This is a genomic window from Brasilonema octagenarum UFV-OR1 (assembly GCF_963888615.1).
GTDB classification, from domain to species: Bacteria; Cyanobacteriota; Cyanobacteriia; order Cyanobacteriales; family Nostocaceae; genus Brasilonema; species Brasilonema sennae.
In genome coordinates this window covers 1-19,130 of record NZ_CAWPKW010000013.1, presented here as the reverse complement: position 1 = coordinate 19,130, position 19,130 = coordinate 1, and the positions used below count along the sequence as shown (strand labels likewise).

The window sequence follows — 19,130 nt, the reverse complement described above, 5'->3', positions numbered from 1 at the left end:
AATCTTTCCCTCTCCTTAATAAGGAGAGGGATGCCCGACAGGGCAGGGTGAGGTTTCGTAAGTCGTGCATAGGAATGCCCTTTCCCCTATCTAATTCACGCCCCCCAACTTAGCGGTACGGGTCGTCGCTGTTCCAAAACTTTAGTATAAAGTTCTTCAAGTCGAGTAATATTACTACTAAGAGTATACTGTTCTAATACCCGCTTTCTGGCTTTCTGCCCCAGCAAGGTTGTTAATTCGGGATGATCTTGAAATAGTGGCAAGAGGGTTCTTAATTGGGAACGTACAGTTTTTGTGTTAAGAATAACACCCGCTCCTTTTTCCATGACCTCTCCATCTGCACCGACATCTGTTGCTATGCAAGCGGCTCCACAAGCCATTGCTTCTAACAGAGACAAAGATAATCCCTCTACTAAAGATGGTAAAATAAATACATCTGCTCCCCGTAAAACTTCGATCCGTCGTTGTTCGTCAGCAACAAATCCTAACCAGAGAATATTGTGCTCCAAATCGTAAAATGGCTCTAAAGAAGGTTTCAACGGACCATCGCCAACAATGAGCAATTTGCTATCTGGTCCCATTTGTGCATCTTTCCAAGCACGGAGGAGGGCTTCAACGTTTTTTTCTGGCGCTATCCGACCTTGGTAGACAAACAAACGTTCAGCGCGAAATTCTTCTTTGACTTTGGAAAGACCGGGAGAATATTTTTCAACATCCACACCGTTGGGAATGACAGCAATGTTTTGTTCCTGAACACCCATGCGAGCCAATAATTCTCGTTGAATTTGGGAAAAGACAATCACGCGATCATAATTACCCAAAAAAGGTGCGTAGAGTTGATAAGCCAAAAGTTGTGTTCCTGATACCAGTTTTGCGCCCTTTCCAGCAAATGGTGTATGGAAGGTAGCAATCAGAGGTAATTTCAGTCGCTCACAAATTTCTGGTAGAACGAAGTCGAGGGGAGATAAAGTCAGAGAAGCATGGACTATATCAGGTTTAATGCGTCGCAGCGACTGAGTTAAAACCTTAGTCGCTTTGAAAGTTGGAATTGTGTAAACCTGAGACTTGTAGATGAAGGGTAGGGTGACTTCTTGACAATTAGGCAAGTTCCCCACATCCGATTCCTCTTGAGCGAAGTGGAGAAAGCTAACTTGGTGTCCCCGGTCTAACAAGGCATTTGTAATTTCTCTACTGTAGGTTACATTGCCACAAAAGGGTGATTTTTTTCCAATCCAGGCTATACGCATTCTTTGTTAGCTATCAGTAAAGCGAATTTATTATATTAGGTTTTTGTCCTTTTTTAATTAGTCCTTTGTCTCGCTTTACTTGCTGGTTCTTAACTTGGGGCAACACAAAAGTTACTGTCACCTTGTACAAAAGCTTTGTACATTTCTAGACAAGTGTATTTTTGGCTTTACTTACTTCACTTTTGGGTTGTTAATGTTATGTAACTTATAACAACCCTCGTAGACGTTACGTATAACGTCTAGCTCAAACTTGGGTTGATTCCCAGCAAGACTCGTGAGAGTTTAGTACTGAGGTAAGTCTACCATAACAACTGAAGTTTTCAGTAGATAATCGGTTGTAAAAGTTGAAGATTAACTCTTTTTATCGCAGAGCTACTTAGAAGAAGTGTAACTGGTCAATATACAACCAGAAAAAACAATCCCAGCTAATACCAAGAACACTGTCTGTAATCCAAGAAAGGTTTCTGCCACGCCTGTTACTGCTAGGGGTAAGGACAAAGCAATATTAATCACATTGTTTTGTAAACCAAAGACTTTCCCACGCATTTCTGGCGGAGTTTCTGTTTGGATAGCTGTTTGCATGGGAATACCCACCAACGCCCCAAACACACCTAACGATGTGATTAAAAACAGGGCAAGCCATAACTGTTTAGTAAAGATCGACAGACCGATAAGAGATGCTGCCATTCCTATACATCCACACAAACTTAATTGGGTATAGGACAAGCGCTGACCGAATAAACTTAAAAGAGTTGCACCAATGGCAATACCAACACCGCCTGCTGCTAGTAAAAAGCCAAATTGGGAAGCTTTTAAGTTAGGAATTAATTCTGCCATACGAACGGCTAAAACAGTTAATGCCGCAAATACAGAGAACAAAATAATCAGTTGGACAAGTGCATTGCGAAGACGATTATTTTCTTTGAGATAACGCAAACCATCTTGCAAGTCAGCAAAAATGTGAGGAGATTGTTTTTCGCTTTGTTGAGGTTTTTCATGAGTGACAAGCAACAACAAAACGAATCCAGCGATCGCATAACTGGAACCCACTACAAGTTCTTTGCCTAGTCCATCACTACCACCTACTTGCGACCACAATTGATCTGCTACCCCTAACAATGGTTCCCCAACAGCAAACCCAACTATCACTGATGCCATCATTGTTGTTGTGTACAGTGAGTTTGCCGAAAGTAAATGCTGTTCTTTGACAATTAAAGGCATAGCTGCCTGTTCTGCTGGCGCAAAAAACTGCGTCAGCGTAGAAACCAAGAAAGTCACTGCCAAAAGGATGGCAAAACCCACTGGCAAAACTCCCACTAATGGTTGCCAATCATGAGTCAGCCACAGCATTGCTGGAATTGCCAATACTAGTATGCCGCGCAAAACATTTGTTACTACTAGCACCGCCTTTTTTGACCAGCGATCTACAAACACACCAGCAAGGGAACCAAAAAGAATTGCCGGAATAGTGAAAGCCATCATCAGCGTTGAAACCCAACCACTAATACTCTGTTCGCTTGTTTGAAACTGAGTATTAATAATGGCAATCATCAAAACCAGATACACTTTATCTGCCATCTGACAAAAGACTTGACCACCCCAAAGAGCCAAAAAGTTGGGGTTTTTTAATATCGGCAAAAACCCTTGCTCTAGCTGTTCAGCTGATCCAGCTTCTGATTCGAGTCCAGAAGCTTCTGTTATTTCTGTTGTTTTTGCTACAGTTGCTGTCGCCTTTTGGGTGCTATGTTCTGAAATATTATTTTTACCATTTGCCTCGTTAGAGGTCAAATTGTTTTCCGACTGTTGTTTGTGGTTAGTGACATCAGTTTTTGAGATTTCCGATGTATAATTTTTCTGATTTACAAAAACGTCTTTTGCTTGTTCGTGCAAGTTAACATGACTGGGTAGAGACTTGGGAATATTTGGGTTATTAGCGATTTTAGGCATTGATGCCTTATTCTGTTTCCTAGCGTAACTTTGTGATAACGGTAGGATTTTTGGATCCAAATCAGACGGTTGCATCATGGTTAGCAGCTAAATAAGAATCTATTAAAGCAGCAGAGCGAATAGGGCGACCAATGTGATACTGAGCATAGGAGCGCAAAACTTGCTCAACGGATAACCAGCCATCATTTCTGGTTAGTTCTTGGATGATCTCTGGTTGCGACAGGTGCTGGAGTATAGCAAGTTCTGTTGCATTCAAGCGGCTTGATATAACTGGTATTTCTTGTCGATGAATAATTGTTTGGTAGTTGGCAGGCTTCTCTTTCACAGTAGCAGGAATGGTGGAAGAAGTTGTGGAACTGGGGTGATGAGGTGGAAAGCTAGGAAAACTTTGTTGTTTTCTTTTCTCCTCCTTCAGACGTTCCCAAGCACTTAAGCAAATTGTTCCACCTGTTGGTATGCTGAATCCGACTTGCCAAGCTGGATCTGTAAAATTTGGTATCAGAGAGCGTCCAGTGATGCAACAGACTTGTACTTGGGGAGTTAGTCCCGCCAAAGCTAAAAGGTGAAATACCCCATGAGCCAGATGTGCTAAAACATTTAATGTTTCTGCGCTTTCTAAAACTTCTAAACGATTGAGATGTTCGTTGAGTAACTCATAAAGTTCTTCTTGGGGTTGCTCGCTTAACGCTACAGATAGTACTATTTCTGCTAAATACTGGCTAGCAGCCAACTTTCCTAAGTTTCTAGCAAGACCTGGATAAGATTTGATTGTTTGTGCTTGAGTGATTTTATCGAGCGATCGCCCTTTAGCAATCAGTAGCTCGTTTACCACAAACATTGCACTTCTACCACCAAGACTAGAGTTATGTTTTCGTGATCCTGGCGCTACAGCTCGAATTAGACCAAACTCTGGTGTCAAAATTGTCACGAGTCTATCTGATTCTCCCAGAGCCTGAGCTTTAAGATTAATTCCAGTTGCTTTATAAGTTTTACTCATTAGTCATTAGTTATTGGTCATTAGCTTGAGACAAAAGACAAAGAACAAATGACTACTCACTCAAGTCCCGTCTATGGCGCTGATGAAGCAAATCGATACCAAAAGAAGTGCCTAATCTGGTTGCACCCGCCATAATTAAGTCTAAAGCTTGATCGATGGTACGAATACCTCCTGAGGCTTTAATTCCAACCCGCTCTTGTGTGACTTCTTTCAAAAGTCGTACGTCTTCTACTGTCGTAGCGCCATTCCAACCAGTACTCGTTTTGAGAAATGCTGCACCAGCATCCATACAGATTTCTGCTACAAGTCTTTTTTCCGCATCCGTCAGCAGGTTAGTTTCTAAAATCACCTTTACCGTTTGCCCAGTTTCTTCACATATTTCGGCAATTTCCTGGTGTACGTTCTCAGTGTCGCCTGCTTTTAACCAGCCCAAATTTATCACCACATCTAACTCAGTGGCTCCATTTTCCACTGCTTCTTGAGCTTCATATAACTTTGTTGCGGAAGTTGTTGCCCCGGTAGGAAAGCCAATCACTGTACAAACTTTCGGCTTTTTACCGTGCAGAAGTTCTGCGGCTTGCTTCACATGAGTCGGGTAGACACAAACCGCCGCAAAATGAAATCTATCTGCTTCTTCACACCATTGTTCAACCTGCTTTGAGGTAGCGGTTGGTATCAGCAGAGCGTGATCTATAAATGGCGCAATGTCAATGTCTGTATAATCTGCTGCCATCGCCTTTTTTGCCAATAATTAATTATTAACCTTTCTCAAAAAATTTCAAACTGACTTGAAAATAGAACTCAGAACACAGAACTCAGAACTCAGAAGAAAAGATAAATTTTCATTCGTTCTGGTGTAAGCAGTTCATGACGGCTATTTAGATAAATTAAATCATAATTTTTAAGTTTTTTATCTGAACTTTATCAAATCATGTAGTGTCATTGAGCACAATTATGAAGTTTAATTAAATTACCAGAAGTTTCCTCTATTTTTAGCCCTAATACAATAATCAGCACATGCAAGGACACCAAGACCAAGATGTCTAAATATTTATACTTAAAAAATCTAATTCATCTGTGTATATTAAATACTCCTAATAGTCGAAGACGGTTCAGGTAAGACTAAAATTTTTATCCGCACCGCAATCTAGTGAAAGTGCATGCACTTTCACTACAAACAAAATCCGCCTGAACAGCTTTAGAAAAGTTGAGTCTGTATGGGCGGACTTTGTTTGTGTGAGTTTGAATTCCACCTGACTAAGGCTAAGCGCTGATCTCAGATTTAACAAGTTGTAGTTGCTGTGCTTGTGGGGTCAAATGCTTGACGCTTTGCTTAACAAAACTTTGCAATAAAGCCATTTGCTGATTCCGCTGAAATACGCTTTGCAAAGTTTGCCGTAACTTGTCGAGATTTAACACTGTTCCAGAGTCAATAGCAACTTCCTGCTGTTGGAAATATTCAACTAAAGTTAAACCTGCGATGCGAGTCAGATAAGCAGCACTGACTCCCTGCACCAAGCCACCAGCAACAAAAGTGATAGCGTTAGTTTTGAGTACTGTGCTTACTGCCTTGGAAGACAGTTCTACTAAACCCAGTTTCACCATCAAACTTCCCATTGTGCCAGCAACTGTCTGCGCTTGTTCCAAGGAAAATTTTTGCTGATAGATACCACCCAAATCCATAACCATTTGAGCGTTAATTGCGGCTGTTGCTAGGATATCAAGCGCTGGTACTGGGTTGGCAAATGCTGCTGCAGCAGCTATCCATTGGTATTGTTCAATTGATTTTACAGCGCGATCGCGTCTGATTTCATTCAGCAAGTTTTTCGCTTCAGCTTTGAGGAACAAAACTTTCCTCATTGTTGTCGCCCACACCAACTGTTCTGGTTGCTGTGTCAACATTTCACCCAATTGCTGCGTCAACTGTTGAATGTCTGGTGTTGGTAGTTCCAGGGATTCTTGCACACAACCATCTTCTTGATGCTTCCGTACTTTAATCGGACTCGGAGATGCCGCAGTCGCCACAACAGACGACATCCGATGTTTCAGTGATTGCAACACACTTACACGTTCATCTGGCAAATACTGATCTTGTTTATTAAAAACCAAAATAGTATTTTGATTAATTGCTTTTAGCTGTTGTAAGCTTTGAAATTCAGAATCTGTTAAATCACCATTTGTCAGGAACAAGACAACATCAGATTTGTTTGCGTGTGTCAAAACATCTACATCTGAGTTTTCGCCTGCTTTGACAAACAAAGGTGAAGTTTCTTGGAATTCGACGAACGAAAAGCTTCCCGTCTCTACATTTTGACACCAGCTAGATTTTAAGACTTCAATCAAAGTCGTTTTACCTACCGATTTGCCACCAGTGACAACAGCAATCATTTCTTGTCTATCTAACTCAGCCGTAAGACGGGTAAGTTGTTCTCGCAATGTCCCTACAGTTAGAGGATTTTCTGTTTCTTGTGCGAGTTGGTTAACCACGGCTTGGGCTTTAGCAATGCTAGCTTCTACTGTCGTACGATCTACTGGTACATTGCTTAGCGATCGCGAACTATCTTGAGTGCGATTTGACTTTAATAACCACAAACCGCCGCCAACGGCTAACAAACTCAACAAACCAAATTCACCAATCTGCACCATCGAATGGTGCAAATTTTGTAACATCCACAGAGAAAAGGACAGTCCCAATCCTCCCACTAAAATCGGTCGCTGCAACTTCACAACTATGATTCTCCGCGTTATGCTGGCTTCTACTTCAGGATATCTCAAAACTGGGCTTGTCCGATCGGCAGTCGCCTGCGGAGGAGGCAGTACTTGATGAGGGTCTCCCCACAGAGGATAAGAGCGTTGGAAACCCTACCAAGAGCGCTGCCTCAGTTTATAGCCTAATGCATAAAGTTTTCTTTAGATAAAAGGGAACGCTTAACGCTTAACACCGAAGAAGGGGGATAGTGAGGAACATAGACGCAACATATACCAACGGTGAACAATTTTTGAAAATCGTTCACCGTTGGTATCTCTTTGATAAAAAGTTGGTACTAGCCAACTTTTTACTTGTCGTGACACTTAGCTCATAGCTGCATTGCTGCGATCATAAGTTATGCGCACAGTGGGATCTATTTTTCCTTGAACAGGGTTCCAGTAGTTGGAGACTTCTCCAGGAAGACCTAATTCCTCGCCAGCACGCCCCAGCATCGATTGTTGACGATTCTTAATGAGTTGATAGTGACGCATCATCAAAGCACGGGCTTTTTCTTGAGTAGACATAATAAAGTTCCCCTTAATTGTTTGTGTAATGTCATGATTCAGTAACTTTATAGTTTTAATTATAGAATACAATTCTGTAACAAAAACTACTAAATTATTAATTTTAATAAAAATTAATAATTGCAGAAGAGTAGGGAACTTAGGATTTCCACCCAGGAGCCAATGCGTTGCCAAGAGAAGTGGGTAGATGTAAAGCGGCTTCCCGTTATGGTTTCCCAATTTGTAAAGACTTGGAGGGCAGTTTAAAGGGAGAGTAGGGTCAATACTTTTCGTCCAAGCACTACTCATCTCCCTCACGGTTTGGAAAAAGGGGTAAGGAGGAAAGAACAAATTCTGACTTCACATCTTACTGAAGAGTGATTTTGCCTGACAACATAGACCTTTCTTAAGATTTATGCTTTTCTCATTAAATTTATTAAAATTATATAAATAAAAGTTACAAAAGCTCAAGCAATTCTCATGTCTGACACCTTAACCAAACTAACTTATCAGACTTTTCAGCAGAGTAAAAATTATTTTGGTCTAGCTCATAAACTGCTAAGCTCGCGGTTGAAGAATATCATCTCTGCTACTGAGCAGACGCAAATTCAACCCATACCAAACGAGGTTTTATTAAAGGCTCAACAAAACCTGAACAATCTGCTCGAAGTTGATTGGGAAGATGCTGAGCGTGGTGTCTATCCTAAAAGCGTGTTGTTTGATAATCCTTGGGAAGACTTTTTCCGCTACTATCCAATGGTGTGGCTGGATTTACCCCAAACTTGGGAACGTGCTCAACACAAGAGATATCAAGAGTTTACTCAAGATGTAGACATCAATGGTTATCCCAGCTACTATGTGCAGAACTTCCATCACCAGACGAATGGCTACTTGAGTGATTTATCAGCTAATTTGTATGACTTGCAGGTAGAAATTCTTTTTGGAGGTTCAGCTGATCCCATGCGACGACGCATTCTGGCTCCTCTTAAAGAAGGGTTAGAAGTGTTTAGTGATGTGTCACCACGCCAGATACGTGTACTAGATGTTGCTTGTGGAACTGGTCGTACTTTAAAGTTGATTCGGGCGGCTTTGCCGAAAGCATCTTTGTTTGGTACAGATTTGTCGCCAGCTTATTTGCGTAAAGCAAATGAATTCCTGTCGCAAATTCCCGGAGAATTACCACAACTTTTGCAGGCAAATGCAGAAGAGTTACCATACTTGGATAACTACTTCCATGCTGTCACTTCAGTTTTCCTCTTCCATGAGTTACCAGCAGCAGCACGTCAACAGGTTATAGAGCAATCCTATCGGGTGACAAAACCAGGGGGAACCTTTATCATCTGTGACTCAGTTCAGATGAGTGATTCTCCTGAAATGGAATCGCTGATGGAAAGCTTCCACGAAACTTTTCATGAACCTTACTACAAGCACTACACTACTGATAACTTGGTAGAGCGTTTGGAAAAAGCAGGCTTTGAGAATATTGATATACGGGTTCACTTTATGAGCAAGTACTTTATTGCTCGAAAGCCCGCTTAATGTAAAGAAAAGCTACGGTGGCTACATAAAACTAATATAATATTAGTTTACATAACTCTCATAAAAAGTTATGGCTGTTGCTTACCCGCGCAAATTTCAAAACGCTATAGGTGCAAGGGACATCTTGACACAAGTTGTCCGCGATGTGGTTTGCACCCGCCTTCGGCGATGCTCCCAAAGGGAGCCGCCCCTTGGGCGATCGCGATCTTCATCTGGTCACCCTCAACCGCTACCGCTACAGCGAGCAACGCAGTTGCAAAGACCTGACTGAAGTCATTGAACAACTCAACGGACAGCCACCCGAACTGATACGAGATTTATCTCACCATATCTCCGATGAACCCCGTCATGCTATGTGGCTGACTGATTTATTGGTGGAACTGGGAGCGAATGTAGGAACGCCTCCAGGCTCTTCTTACATTGATGAATTTGACCGTCTGATAGACCGAGAATTTTTCAACCCAGAACACAACCTAGAGGATAGCATTATTGCCGGATTGGCAGCAATTAACGTAACCGAAAAACGGGGTTGTGAGTACTTCTCTGCTCACATTTACGCCCTCAAGCAAGCGCCCCAAACCGAAGAAAACATCAAAATCCGCCAAACGATTGAAAAAATTCTGCCAGAGGAAGCAGGACACGTTCGCTGGGGTAACCGTTGGTTGGGGCAGTTAGCAGATAAAAGTCCAGAACATCGCCAAAAGGTTGATCAAGCCAAGCGAAAGTATGCTGCGATTGAACAAGCAGCTTTTGAAGCTGGCATGGATATCACCTTGGGTGCAGAACTGCGTAGAGTTGCCAACCTGCTGGAAGTGGCAAACACAATGCCTGTATGGCAACGTCCTCAATATCTGATGGAACGTTTACCGCAGACTCTTCTAGCACCAGATTTGCAAAGGACTCGGATTAATGTAGTTGAGCGAGTTTGGAAGCGAGATCCACAGACATTGATCGAAAGATTTGTGCCGATGTTTCTCAATGGTTTAAAAGGGATGCAAGATAACCGCCAGAAAACGAAGGCATAGAACAAATGTTCTGTATGTGATGTATGTGGGGTGGGCAATGTCCACCCCGTTTTTTGCCAAATTTCGCCCCAATAGCTGTTTGATGAATTCTTGCTCATCAGCTATCCATATCCTTAGTAGTCTTTGTCCAACCTGTTCTTGGACAAAGTTGTGATTTCTCAATAGTCATATCAAATCCGCTTGAATAGGTGTCCGCAGCGAGTACGGACACACGACAAGTTATCAACCGGACTTGATATCACAATATCGCTTTAACTGAGCTGCTAGCCCAACTAATACCCTTTCAACAGAGAAGGTGAAGGTTGCGTTCAGGAATTTCCTGCTTATTTGTTATTTAAGTGGCTCTTAATGCTTGCAATACTAGCAGCTAATACTATTTCACCAAATTCCTCATACATATTCAAACCTCAAAAACGCCATGAGAATCAAGTCATTTGTATGACAGTAAAGTGAAACGTATAACTTGCATCGCATCTCTATGCAAAAGTTAACAGGTAACTAAGTAAACAAAAACTTTTGGGTGAAATACAGAACTGATCCCTAGACTCATTGTATTTTTGGCATCACATCTATACTAGGGAGAGTGTGTAACTAATTTTCAAAAAACCCTGGCTTACAGTACTTCGATTCTCTTTGTACAAGACAATTGCCACCCCAAGAAATAGCATTGACATTTTGTTGTTAGACAACTGGATGTGTACTCTTGATCTGTTCCAGCCCTACGATACGACCACTACCTCTGTAGCGCTCTTTCCGAGACTTTTTGGAAGTGCCTACTGCCGCCATCAACTGTTGTGAGTCAGCCTTAGATGCCTGTTGTTCAAGTGCTTTAGTGTTAATAGCTAAGGAGCTAAAGAACAATCCTGTGATCAAAAATGAAATGGCAGCACGCATAAGAAATGTCTATTTTTGAACTCTTCATTTCACTACTACTGAGTTATCCTTACTGCATCCGGAGATTTTCGGAAATAGTATTTATTTTGACTGTAAAATCTCCTTTTATTTGCTGAGGTTTTCAACTATCAACCAATTAAGAGCGTGATTCATTCGACCGCAAATGGTGAGCAGTTGCTGATCACAAAAAGTTTGCAATTGCTCATGGATGTGCGATCGCAAAGTCACAATCTGCCAAGTATGCCCCCGATGGATACTTGGCGCAGTGATAGTGAATTTGTAATCTTGTTCAGATATGTGGTGAAAGATGCCCTGGAAACAGTTAATCTTTCGTACAGTTAAGGTATTATTGCTATCAACATTCTGATGTTGACAGGAAGATAAACAAACGGAATTTCCATGAACTCGATATAATTCTGGTTCTTCTAAATAGTACGATTGCCAGTGCAACCAATCCGGATCTTTTGGGAGCGAATTCAATAATGGAATAATTGCCGCTGGTGCATATTTATCATGTAATAAAGCTTCTTGTAGAACTCTTACTGGCAAATTCCGGGGGCTTAAATCCAACTCAACACACAAAGCTGCAGCCATACCTGCAGCTTGAGCGATACCCATCACCACAGGCTGCAATCTGGTTGCTCCATTAGCAATATGAGAAACAGAAATGTTCTTCTCGCATACTAGTAAACCATCTGTTTCTATAGGAACTAAACAAGGGTAGGGAATTGTGAAGGGAGTTCCCGTCGTCCGTCCTCCCCAGCGCATCGATTTGGGTTGTACTTGGAACTCGATACCCGGATAATGGTGGTCGTTGGGGTAATTAGCGATCGCTATTGCATCTATATTCAAAGGTGCAACCATACCTCCAGTTACGGGCAAAATGTCCTGTTCTCGAATCGTCGTTAGTCCCACTAGGCGGCGGCTTTCCCGGTAGTAAGGGTGAAGGGCGAAGGAGGAGTGAGCCAGATGAGGGAAGATGTTATCAGCTAAACCATAGCGACGACCAAGCTGGTTTTGGATAAAATGGGCAAAATTTTGGCTGTGCCAAAAGCATTCTTGGAGAAACTCGCGCTTTGTTTCTTCTGTTTCTATCAATCGCCCCACACCTTCACCGTAGTCATTACCACGAATTGGCCAATTAATCATAAATAAACCACCGGGCAACCGTCCGTAATTCAAAAACTGTTCTGCACCGTAGCCGTCCCAAGCACCAACAAACTGTGATGGATCGTTGTTCGGTGCACTTGGGACTTCTGGTGCAACTGCTTCACCAAAGTCTTGCATCACCAGCACCCAAGTGGGGGCTTGCACAGGATATCTTTGTGTGAGATGATTATAATCTGCTGGGGCGCTTAGTTCTCCCCACTCCGAATGTAATTCCCAGCCCCAACGGTAAGGTATATCAGCTAAAGCTAATAAATCTCCTAACTCTGTGGCGTCCAGAGTTATCTTGGCTTTGACAGTTAAATCTGCAAATCGGACGCCACAAACGCAATTCCCCTCCTGGAAAACTTCTAACGGCACAAGTCCAGTGATCCAAAGTAAATTGGGCAACTCCTGCACCCAATCTGCAAAAATCTTTGCCCCAATACGCGGATCGTAACTAAAAAAGCTAACCCAACAATTATCTAATCCTCCTGGCTGACGGTGCTGTAATTCTTGTAAAAACGCACCCCATAACCCTGTTTGAAAAGCTTCTAGTTCATTCCCATCCGGTGCAGATACCCCAGCAGAAGTCAGCATTCCCCCCAACCAAGGAAACTCACTCACAAGGATAGTTTTTGCTCCCCGTCGCGCTGCTTGAATGGCGGCGGCGGTTCCTCCTGTTCCACCTCCGACGACTAAGATGTCAGCTGTGTATGTTTGATGAACCATTTTTGAACCTCGCTAAAACAGTGCTAAGTATCGAGTACTAACTACAGCTCATCATTAATAGAGTTCGGAATTGGACTGATAAATAGGACAAAAGTACTATAAATTGAGTATTTCAGCTGTGTTTAGCACCCAGCGATAAGCCTCTGGCTTGACGCGACGCGACGTGTATCGCAAATATGCGAATAAATCGGGGTTATGCGAAGTGCCTGAAACGAGCAAAAACCTTAATTCATATTAAGGTTTATTTGTACAGTGCGTAAGTCATAATAAATATTAAGTTTGATTTATTACAGTTTTTCTAACAATACATCTAAAAATTTATGATTTTTAAATGAATCTCTGCAACCTATGAAAATTCAATTTTTTTGTAGATACTCAGGTGGTACACTATCTACTAACCAAACACCGTTATCAGAGCAGTAGAATTGATAACCAGCTTGATACATAGTCGCAGTATCTACGAGCAAAACTACTGGTTTTCCATGTCTTGCACCTACAATTTGTGCTGTAGCAATATCCTTTGATAAATGAACATGATGTCGCGACATTTTCCAGAGTCCTGTTTGCATTATTGACTCTACAGATTTGTGTCCCGTGCCGTGATAAAGCACGTCTGGAGGAACAACAGGTTCTAATTGTAAATCAACTTCTGTTGAGTGACCTTGGTTAGCACGAATAAGAGTGCCTGTGGAGTTAAAAGAAAAGCGTTTTTTCTCGTTGAGTTCAACCACCACCTGTAATTCCTGACGGGTGAGTGGAAATTTGTTTTTAGCGCAAGCGGTAAGCAGTTCATCAACACTAACCCAACCACCGGGGGCAAGTTTAATTCCAATTGCATCCGGTGTATGTCGCAAATGTTTACTAAGATATTTGCTGATTTTGACGAGGCGAGAATCACTCATATGATTACAGTAGGATTCTTTACACTACATGTATATATTAATTATAATACATTAAACTTTTTAGTCAATCGACAGAATTTGTCTGACTATCAGAGATGATGCCACTTCAATCATCACAATTAGTGTTATTCTACCATTGGAAAACTCTCAAAATTTCGCCGCACCCAATCCATTCCTACTTCATTATTGAGCTTGATGTGCTGAGGCGTGTTGGCATAAAGTTTGCTCAAAATGTCAGCATCTTGATCCACAACAATATCTATCAGCCGCAGGAGATTTCGTTTGATCAGATGAGCAATCGGATTATGCGCTTTTATAAACATCAAAATGAAGACGCGGGAGTAATTTGGTGATTCTGGAATATAGAAATGACACTCTTTGAGACTGAGAATTGCATTCTCACCGTGCATCACCGCCATGCATGGGAAGAAGTTTTCTAAATGAGCTTGAAGTACCTTTGGCATTGCTATGAGAGCAGGGTTTTTAAAAATGTCGCGGAGTGTGGGTTTTTTCCTAAGCTGATCAATGTAGGCGTGGGAGTGAAATCCATCATCGATGAACTGCTTCAACTGCACTTGTTCAATCTCAAACAACTCACGATGGGTGCCATTCTGGTGGTTGTAGTCGTGCATGTTTAGCAGGAGACTTAGGAAATCGGTTTTGATACTACGATCGCCTGTGAACCCAATAAACTCATACTCCGCTGCAATTTCATTCATAATTGTTGGGATAGGAATCTTTGCCTCATATCCACCGTAGGACCAAATAAAGTCGCCTTGAATCACTAACTCCAACGGTTCCATCAAGGATTTTGTTGGCTTGTTGGAACCTGGTAAAATTGTGCAGCCAAAGCCATCAAATTCCAACGCATGAAATGGACAAGTCACCACACTACTACCATCTGGCTTGGTTACACACCATCCTTCCGAAAGCATCGCACCCATATGAGGGCAAGCATTCGGTAAGCAACTGATTTTGCCTGTGCTGTCTTGCCAGATAACGTAGTCATTACCGTAGAGAGAAACTTTCACAGGTTGATTCGGCTTGAGCATGGAACGATGTGCTAATAGCCACGGTGCACCTTGCAGCATTTTCATAAATACTTCTTAAATAACTTACTAATTAATTAGTAAGTTAAATTATAGGGGATTTTGTTGTCAATTGGCGATTCCGCAATAAGCGTGTTAACTCAACGAAACAGGATATCTCTTGCTTGGTACTATGAAAAGGCAAACGAGAGATTGTGATATTGTGGTTGAAAAAGTCAAGACTGAGCGAGTTACCAAATCGGTTCGTCAGATTCGAGATGCAGATGTGACGCAGCAGCAGATTCTTGACGCCGCAGAACTGGAGTTTGCTAAGCACGGTTTGAAAGGTGCGAGGTTGAGTGCGATCGCAAATCTAGCGCACATCACGACTGCCACAATTCATTACTACTTCGATAATAAAGAGGGCTTATACAAAGCCGTGTTGCAGCGTCCGATTGATGAAGTTCAGGCAATGGTTAGTCAGCTAAATCTCGACCATTTGCCGCCTGAAGACGCAATGGCGCATATTATTCGGACTGCGATCGCCTACGAAGCCACCAATCCCCATCGTCAAATGCTGTGGTTCCAAGAAGCGAGTCAAAATCAAGGCTTGTATTTCAAGCAAGCCAACGTGTGGAGTCTATACGAGCATCTTCTCAAAGTTCTTGAGCGAGGTATAACAGAGGGGTGTTTTCGTCCACTCGACCCCATTTTAACACTGACTCATATTCTCAGCGTTTGCATTTTCTACTTTACTGTGCACGAAAATTGGAAACACTTAACTCCTGAGATTGATCGCCTCAGTCCAGAAATGGTAGAAAAGCATACCGAGGCGGCGATCAAATTTGTTTTGGCAGGTGTGAAGAACACTCCTTAAGCATTTCGGATATTTCGTTTATGTAATATACAGTGTGTTATCGTAGGTTGCATAGAGTTATGAGATATCAAAAAAATGACAATCATATTAAGACATAACGTGCCTATAGAAGCAGTGAAGACTGAACAAGAAGTCCAGTCTATTAAGCAACTAGAAGATATTCTTAATAACCAAGATTCTCAGGCGAAACTAATAGGAGCTAATGGAGAACAAATTGACATTCCTGAGTCACTTTATCAAGTGCTGCGTCATGTCGTCCATGCAATGGCATCAGGACAAGCTGTATCTCTAGTTCCCCACAGTTATGAAATGACAACACAACAAGCCGCTGAATTTCTCAACGTTTCACGACCTTATGTTATTAAGTTATTAGAACAGGGAGAAATTCCCTACATTAAAGTGGGTTCACATCGACGGGTTTGTTTTGAGGATTTAGTCCGGTATAAAGAACAACGGGATAAAAAGCGTCGAGAAGCGCTTAACGAACTGACTCAGTTTTTACAAGATGAGGGGTTCTACGACGAGAAAAATGAAGAAAATGATTTAGGATTGCTATAAAATCTTGTAGCAAGTAACATAAAGAACGCCCTAAGTGTTAAATATATTATCGTTGAGCGGTGAAAATTTAACATGAAAGCACAGGTATTTAGAGGCGTTAATCAACTTTCTTACGAAGAACTGCCCGTACCGACACTGGAACCGGATGAGGTGCTGGTACAGGTGCAGGTTGTGGGGTTGTGTCAGTCGGATATCAAAAAAATTCGTTATCCCTTGTATGAACCGCCGCGCATTTTTGGACATGAAACTGCTGGAACTATATCAGCGGTGGGTTCGCAAGTCAGAGGCTGGCAAGTTGGACAACGGGTGGCGGTGATGCACCATATCCCTTGTATGCGTTGCGATTATTGCCTAAATGATAATTTCTCGATGTGCGATACTTACAAAAACATCTCTACAACAGCAGGATTTAACGCTAGTGGCGGCGGGTTTGCTGAGTATGTCAAAGTTCCCGGTCATATTGTGCGTAATGGGGGGTTGATTCCCATTCCTGATAATATCAGTTTTGAAGAAGCAAGTTTTGTAGAACCAACAAATTGCTGCCTCAAAGCAGTGAAAAAAGCACAAATTGCTCCTGGGCAAACGGTTTTGGTTACTGGCGCGGGACCAATTGGGTTAATGTTTATCATGTTGGTGAAGTATTTTGGGGCGAAGGCGATCGCCACCGACTTACTCCCATCCCGGATAGAAAAAGCTTTGAGTGTAGGTGCAGAAGCTGCATTTGATGCCCGTGACGCCAATTTACCAAAAAAAATTCATGATTTGACCAATGGCATGGGTGTTGATGTTACCCTACTTGCAGTCCCAAGTGATAAAGCTTTCTTTCAAGCCCTTGATTGTACTCGCAAAGGTGGGAAAATTCTCTTTTTCGCGGAGTTTCCTGATGAGATGGAAATTCCAGTTAATCCGAATCTTCTCTACCGTAGGGAAATTGACCTTATGGGCAGTTACAGTTCATCGTACCGCATTCAAAGTTTAGCAGCTGATATTGTCTTTAATCGACGCATAGATGTCCAAGCATTGATTAGCGATCGCTATCCATTACAAGATTTATCAGCAGCAGTGGAACAGGCGATCGCTCCTACTGCAGAAACGTATAAGATTTTGATTTATCCGTAGAAGGGAGAAGGGGAAAAAGGTCTCACCTCACCCCGCCCTTACGGGCACCCCTCTCCTTATTAAGGAGAGGGGGAGGAGGAACTGTTTTCCTACACTGCCATACTGCCACACTCCCTCACTCTCTCACTCCCCTGATCTTCCACAGAAACAAAATGCTTGTCATCATAGTTGCACTTCTCGCCTTTTATCTTGCTTGGAATCTCGGAGCAAATGACGTTGCTAACTCAATGGGAACTTCTGTTGGTTCCAAAGCTGTTACTCTCAAACAGGCATTGATTATTGCTGGAGTGTTAGAGTTTACGGGTGCGGTACTATTTGGACAAGAGGTATCGCAAACTTTGGCGACAGAAATTGTCAACCCAGCTTTATTTGCCGATACACCGCAAATGCTTGTGACTGGAATGGTGGCGGTGCTGCTTTCTGGCGGTTTGTGGCTGCAAATTGCTACATCACGGGGTTTGCCTGTATCATCTTCTCATGCGGTTGTTGGTGCGATCGCCGGATTTAGCTGGGTTGCTTTGGGAGTGAGTGCGATCGATTGGTCAACAATTGGACAAATTACGATAGGTTGGATTATCACCCCAATCATAAGCGGTGCAATTGCGGCTTTATTCTACAGTCAAATCAAGCGCTGGATTTTAGATCAACCAAATCCATTAGTACAGTTAAATGAGTGGATTCCTTGGTTGAGTGCTGTTTTGCTGGGGATATTTGGTGTGATTGTGCTACCGTCATTAACTCAGGGACTCGCAACTTTTCTGATTGAGCAAGTTGGTTTTAAAATACCTGCTCATGATATTCCATTGATAACTGGTGCTGTAGCTGCAGTTGGACTCACCTTTTACAGCTGGCGACAGTTGGAGAGAGGGAGAAAGGGAGTAGGGGAGCAGGGGAGCAGGGGAGCAGAGGAAGTAGGGGGAGTGGGGGGAGTAGGGGAAGTGGGGGGAGTAGGGGAAGTAGTAAATTCCCGATTTACTAATCCTGTTGAGGGGTTATTTGGTCGATTTCAATTGCTCAGTGCTTGTTTTGTTGCTTTTGCTCATGGTTCTAATGATGTGGGGAATGCGATCGCTCCTCTAGCTGCAATTGCCTACATTAACCGCACTGGCACAGTACCAACAAATGGTTTCAACATCCCGATATGGATTATAATGCTTGGTGGCGTTGGAATTGTCACTGGTTTAGCGATTTTGGGAAAAAAAGTTATCGCCACGATTGGCGAAAGTATTATTTCCTTGCAACCCAGCAGTGGATTTTGTGCTGAACTCGCAACTGCCACAACTATCTTGCTTGCCTCTCGGTTGGGTTTACCTGTTTCTACCTCCCATGCTTTGGTTGGTGGTGTCGTTGGGATTGGACTGGTGCAAGATATTAAGTCAATTCAATTCAAAACTCTTCAAGGAATTGCTGCAGCATGGGTTATTACAGTTCCTGCAAGTGCGGTTCTTAGCGCGGCTATCTTTTCAGTGTTGAGATTAAAGTTTGGATAGGGCGCGTGTTACCTCACCCCGGCTTTGGCTTACGCCAAAACCGCCCCTCTCCTTATAAAGGAGAGGGGATAAAAACCTTGGATAGGTAATACACATGAATCCAACGCGCGTATCACCTCACCCCGGCTTTGGCTGACGCCAAAACCTCCCCTCTCCGCGAATTCGGAGAGGGGTGCCCGTTAGGGCGGGGTGAGGTTAAATCAGCGTGGAATTAGACCTTGAACGTTCTACATATCTATTTCAGTGTTGAGGATAAAGTTTTGATAGGGCGCGTATCACCTCACCCCGGCTTTGGCTGACGCCAAAACCTCCCCTCTCCTTTATAAGGAGAGGGGTGCCCGTAAGGGCGGGGTGAGGTTCAGATCAGGGCGAAAATC

At 42.7% G+C, this 19,130-nt stretch carries 16 protein-coding genes; 6 read left to right on the top strand and 10 right to left on the bottom strand.

What is annotated here, in order from left to right; translation table 11 throughout:
• Nucleotides 1-95: 95 nt before the first annotated feature.
• The 6 genes from AC5590_RS00730 to gifA form a co-directional block, all read right to left on the bottom strand.
• Nucleotides 96-1,247, bottom strand: a complete 1,152-nt coding sequence (locus tag AC5590_RS00730) for a glycosyltransferase family 4 protein (RefSeq protein ID WP_169267889.1) — start codon at nt 1,245-1,247, stop codon at nt 96-98.
• 372 nt (nt 1,248-1,619) lie between these two features.
• Nucleotides 1,620-3,272, bottom strand: a complete 1,653-nt coding sequence (locus AC5590_RS00725) for an MFS transporter (RefSeq protein ID WP_248277383.1) — start codon at nt 3,270-3,272, stop codon at nt 1,620-1,622.
• Nucleotides 3,256-4,191: a DNA repair protein RecO gene (gene recO / locus AC5590_RS00720; RefSeq protein WP_169267888.1), complete on the bottom strand. Its 936-nt coding sequence runs from the start codon at nt 4,189-4,191 to the stop codon at nt 3,256-3,258. Before recO ends, AC5590_RS00725 begins: the two co-directional genes overlap by 17 nt.
• Before the next feature lie 52 nt (nt 4,192-4,243).
• Nucleotides 4,244-4,924 (bottom strand): deoxyribose-phosphate aldolase, encoded by a 681-nt coding sequence (gene deoC, locus AC5590_RS00715; protein WP_169267887.1) that lies wholly within the window; start codon nt 4,922-4,924, stop codon nt 4,244-4,246.
• 530 nt (nt 4,925-5,454) lie between these two features.
• Nucleotides 5,455-6,924 carry a slr1306 family protein gene (locus tag AC5590_RS00710; protein WP_169267890.1) on the bottom strand — a complete coding sequence of 490 codons (1,470 nt, stop codon included), beginning with the start codon at nt 6,922-6,924 and terminating at the stop codon, nt 5,455-5,457.
• 339 nt (nt 6,925-7,263) lie between these two features.
• Complete coding sequence (gifA, locus tag AC5590_RS00705) at nt 7,264-7,464, bottom strand: glutamine synthetase inactivation factor IF7A (protein WP_169267886.1); 201 nt, start codon at nt 7,462-7,464, stop codon at nt 7,264-7,266.
• 459 nt (nt 7,465-7,923) lie between these two features.
• On the opposite strand from gifA, the gene AC5590_RS00700 reads away from it, so the two are divergent.
• Both AC5590_RS00700 and AC5590_RS00695 read left to right on the top strand, forming a co-directional pair.
• Nucleotides 7,924-8,982, top strand: coding sequence for a class I SAM-dependent methyltransferase (locus tag AC5590_RS00700; protein WP_169267885.1), 1,059 nt, complete (start codon nt 7,924-7,926; stop codon nt 8,980-8,982).
• Nucleotides 8,983-9,125: 143 nt separating this feature from the next.
• Nucleotides 9,126-10,007 carry a DUF455 family protein gene (locus AC5590_RS00695; RefSeq protein WP_370460840.1) on the top strand — a complete coding sequence of 294 codons (882 nt, stop codon included), beginning with the start codon at nt 9,126-9,128 and terminating at the stop codon, nt 10,005-10,007.
• 681 nt (nt 10,008-10,688) lie between these two features.
• Here the strand turns inward: AC5590_RS00695 and patX are convergent.
• From patX to AC5590_RS00675, 4 genes are all read right to left on the bottom strand, one after another.
• Nucleotides 10,689-10,901, bottom strand: a complete 213-nt coding sequence (gene patX, locus AC5590_RS00690; RefSeq protein ID WP_169267884.1) for a heterocyst-inhibiting protein PatX — start codon at nt 10,899-10,901, stop codon at nt 10,689-10,691.
• Between the two features lie 105 nt (nt 10,902-11,006).
• Nucleotides 11,007-12,779 carry an FAD-dependent oxidoreductase gene (locus tag AC5590_RS00685; RefSeq protein WP_169267883.1) on the bottom strand — a complete coding sequence of 591 codons (1,773 nt, stop codon included), beginning with the start codon at nt 12,777-12,779 and terminating at the stop codon, nt 11,007-11,009.
• Between the two features lie 356 nt (nt 12,780-13,135).
• A complete protein-coding gene (locus AC5590_RS00680; protein ID WP_169267882.1) occupies nt 13,136-13,681 on the bottom strand; it encodes an RNA 2'-phosphotransferase in 546 nt (181 codons plus the stop codon).
• Between the two features lie 125 nt (nt 13,682-13,806).
• A complete protein-coding gene (locus AC5590_RS00675) occupies nt 13,807-14,778 on the bottom strand; it encodes a Rieske 2Fe-2S domain-containing protein (RefSeq protein ID WP_169267881.1) in 972 nt (323 codons plus the stop codon).
• Nucleotides 14,779-14,902: 124 nt separating this feature from the next.
• On the opposite strand from AC5590_RS00675, the gene AC5590_RS00670 reads away from it, so the two are divergent.
• From AC5590_RS00670 to AC5590_RS00655, 4 genes are all read left to right on the top strand, one after another.
• A complete protein-coding gene (locus tag AC5590_RS00670) occupies nt 14,903-15,586 on the top strand; it encodes a TetR/AcrR family transcriptional regulator (RefSeq protein ID WP_169267880.1) in 684 nt (227 codons plus the stop codon).
• A 75-nt stretch (nt 15,587-15,661) separates the two neighbouring features.
• Nucleotides 15,662-16,144, top strand: a complete 483-nt coding sequence (locus AC5590_RS00665) for a helix-turn-helix domain-containing protein (RefSeq protein WP_169267879.1) — start codon at nt 15,662-15,664, stop codon at nt 16,142-16,144.
• A gap of 72 nt (nt 16,145-16,216) precedes the next feature.
• A complete protein-coding gene (locus AC5590_RS00660; protein WP_169267878.1) occupies nt 16,217-17,263 on the top strand; it encodes a zinc-dependent dehydrogenase in 1,047 nt (348 codons plus the stop codon).
• 152 nt (nt 17,264-17,415) lie between these two features.
• Nucleotides 17,416-18,753 carry an inorganic phosphate transporter gene (locus AC5590_RS00655; protein WP_169267877.1) on the top strand — a complete coding sequence of 446 codons (1,338 nt, stop codon included), beginning with the start codon at nt 17,416-17,418 and terminating at the stop codon, nt 18,751-18,753.
• The last annotated feature ends 377 nt before the right edge of the window (nt 18,754-19,130 follow it).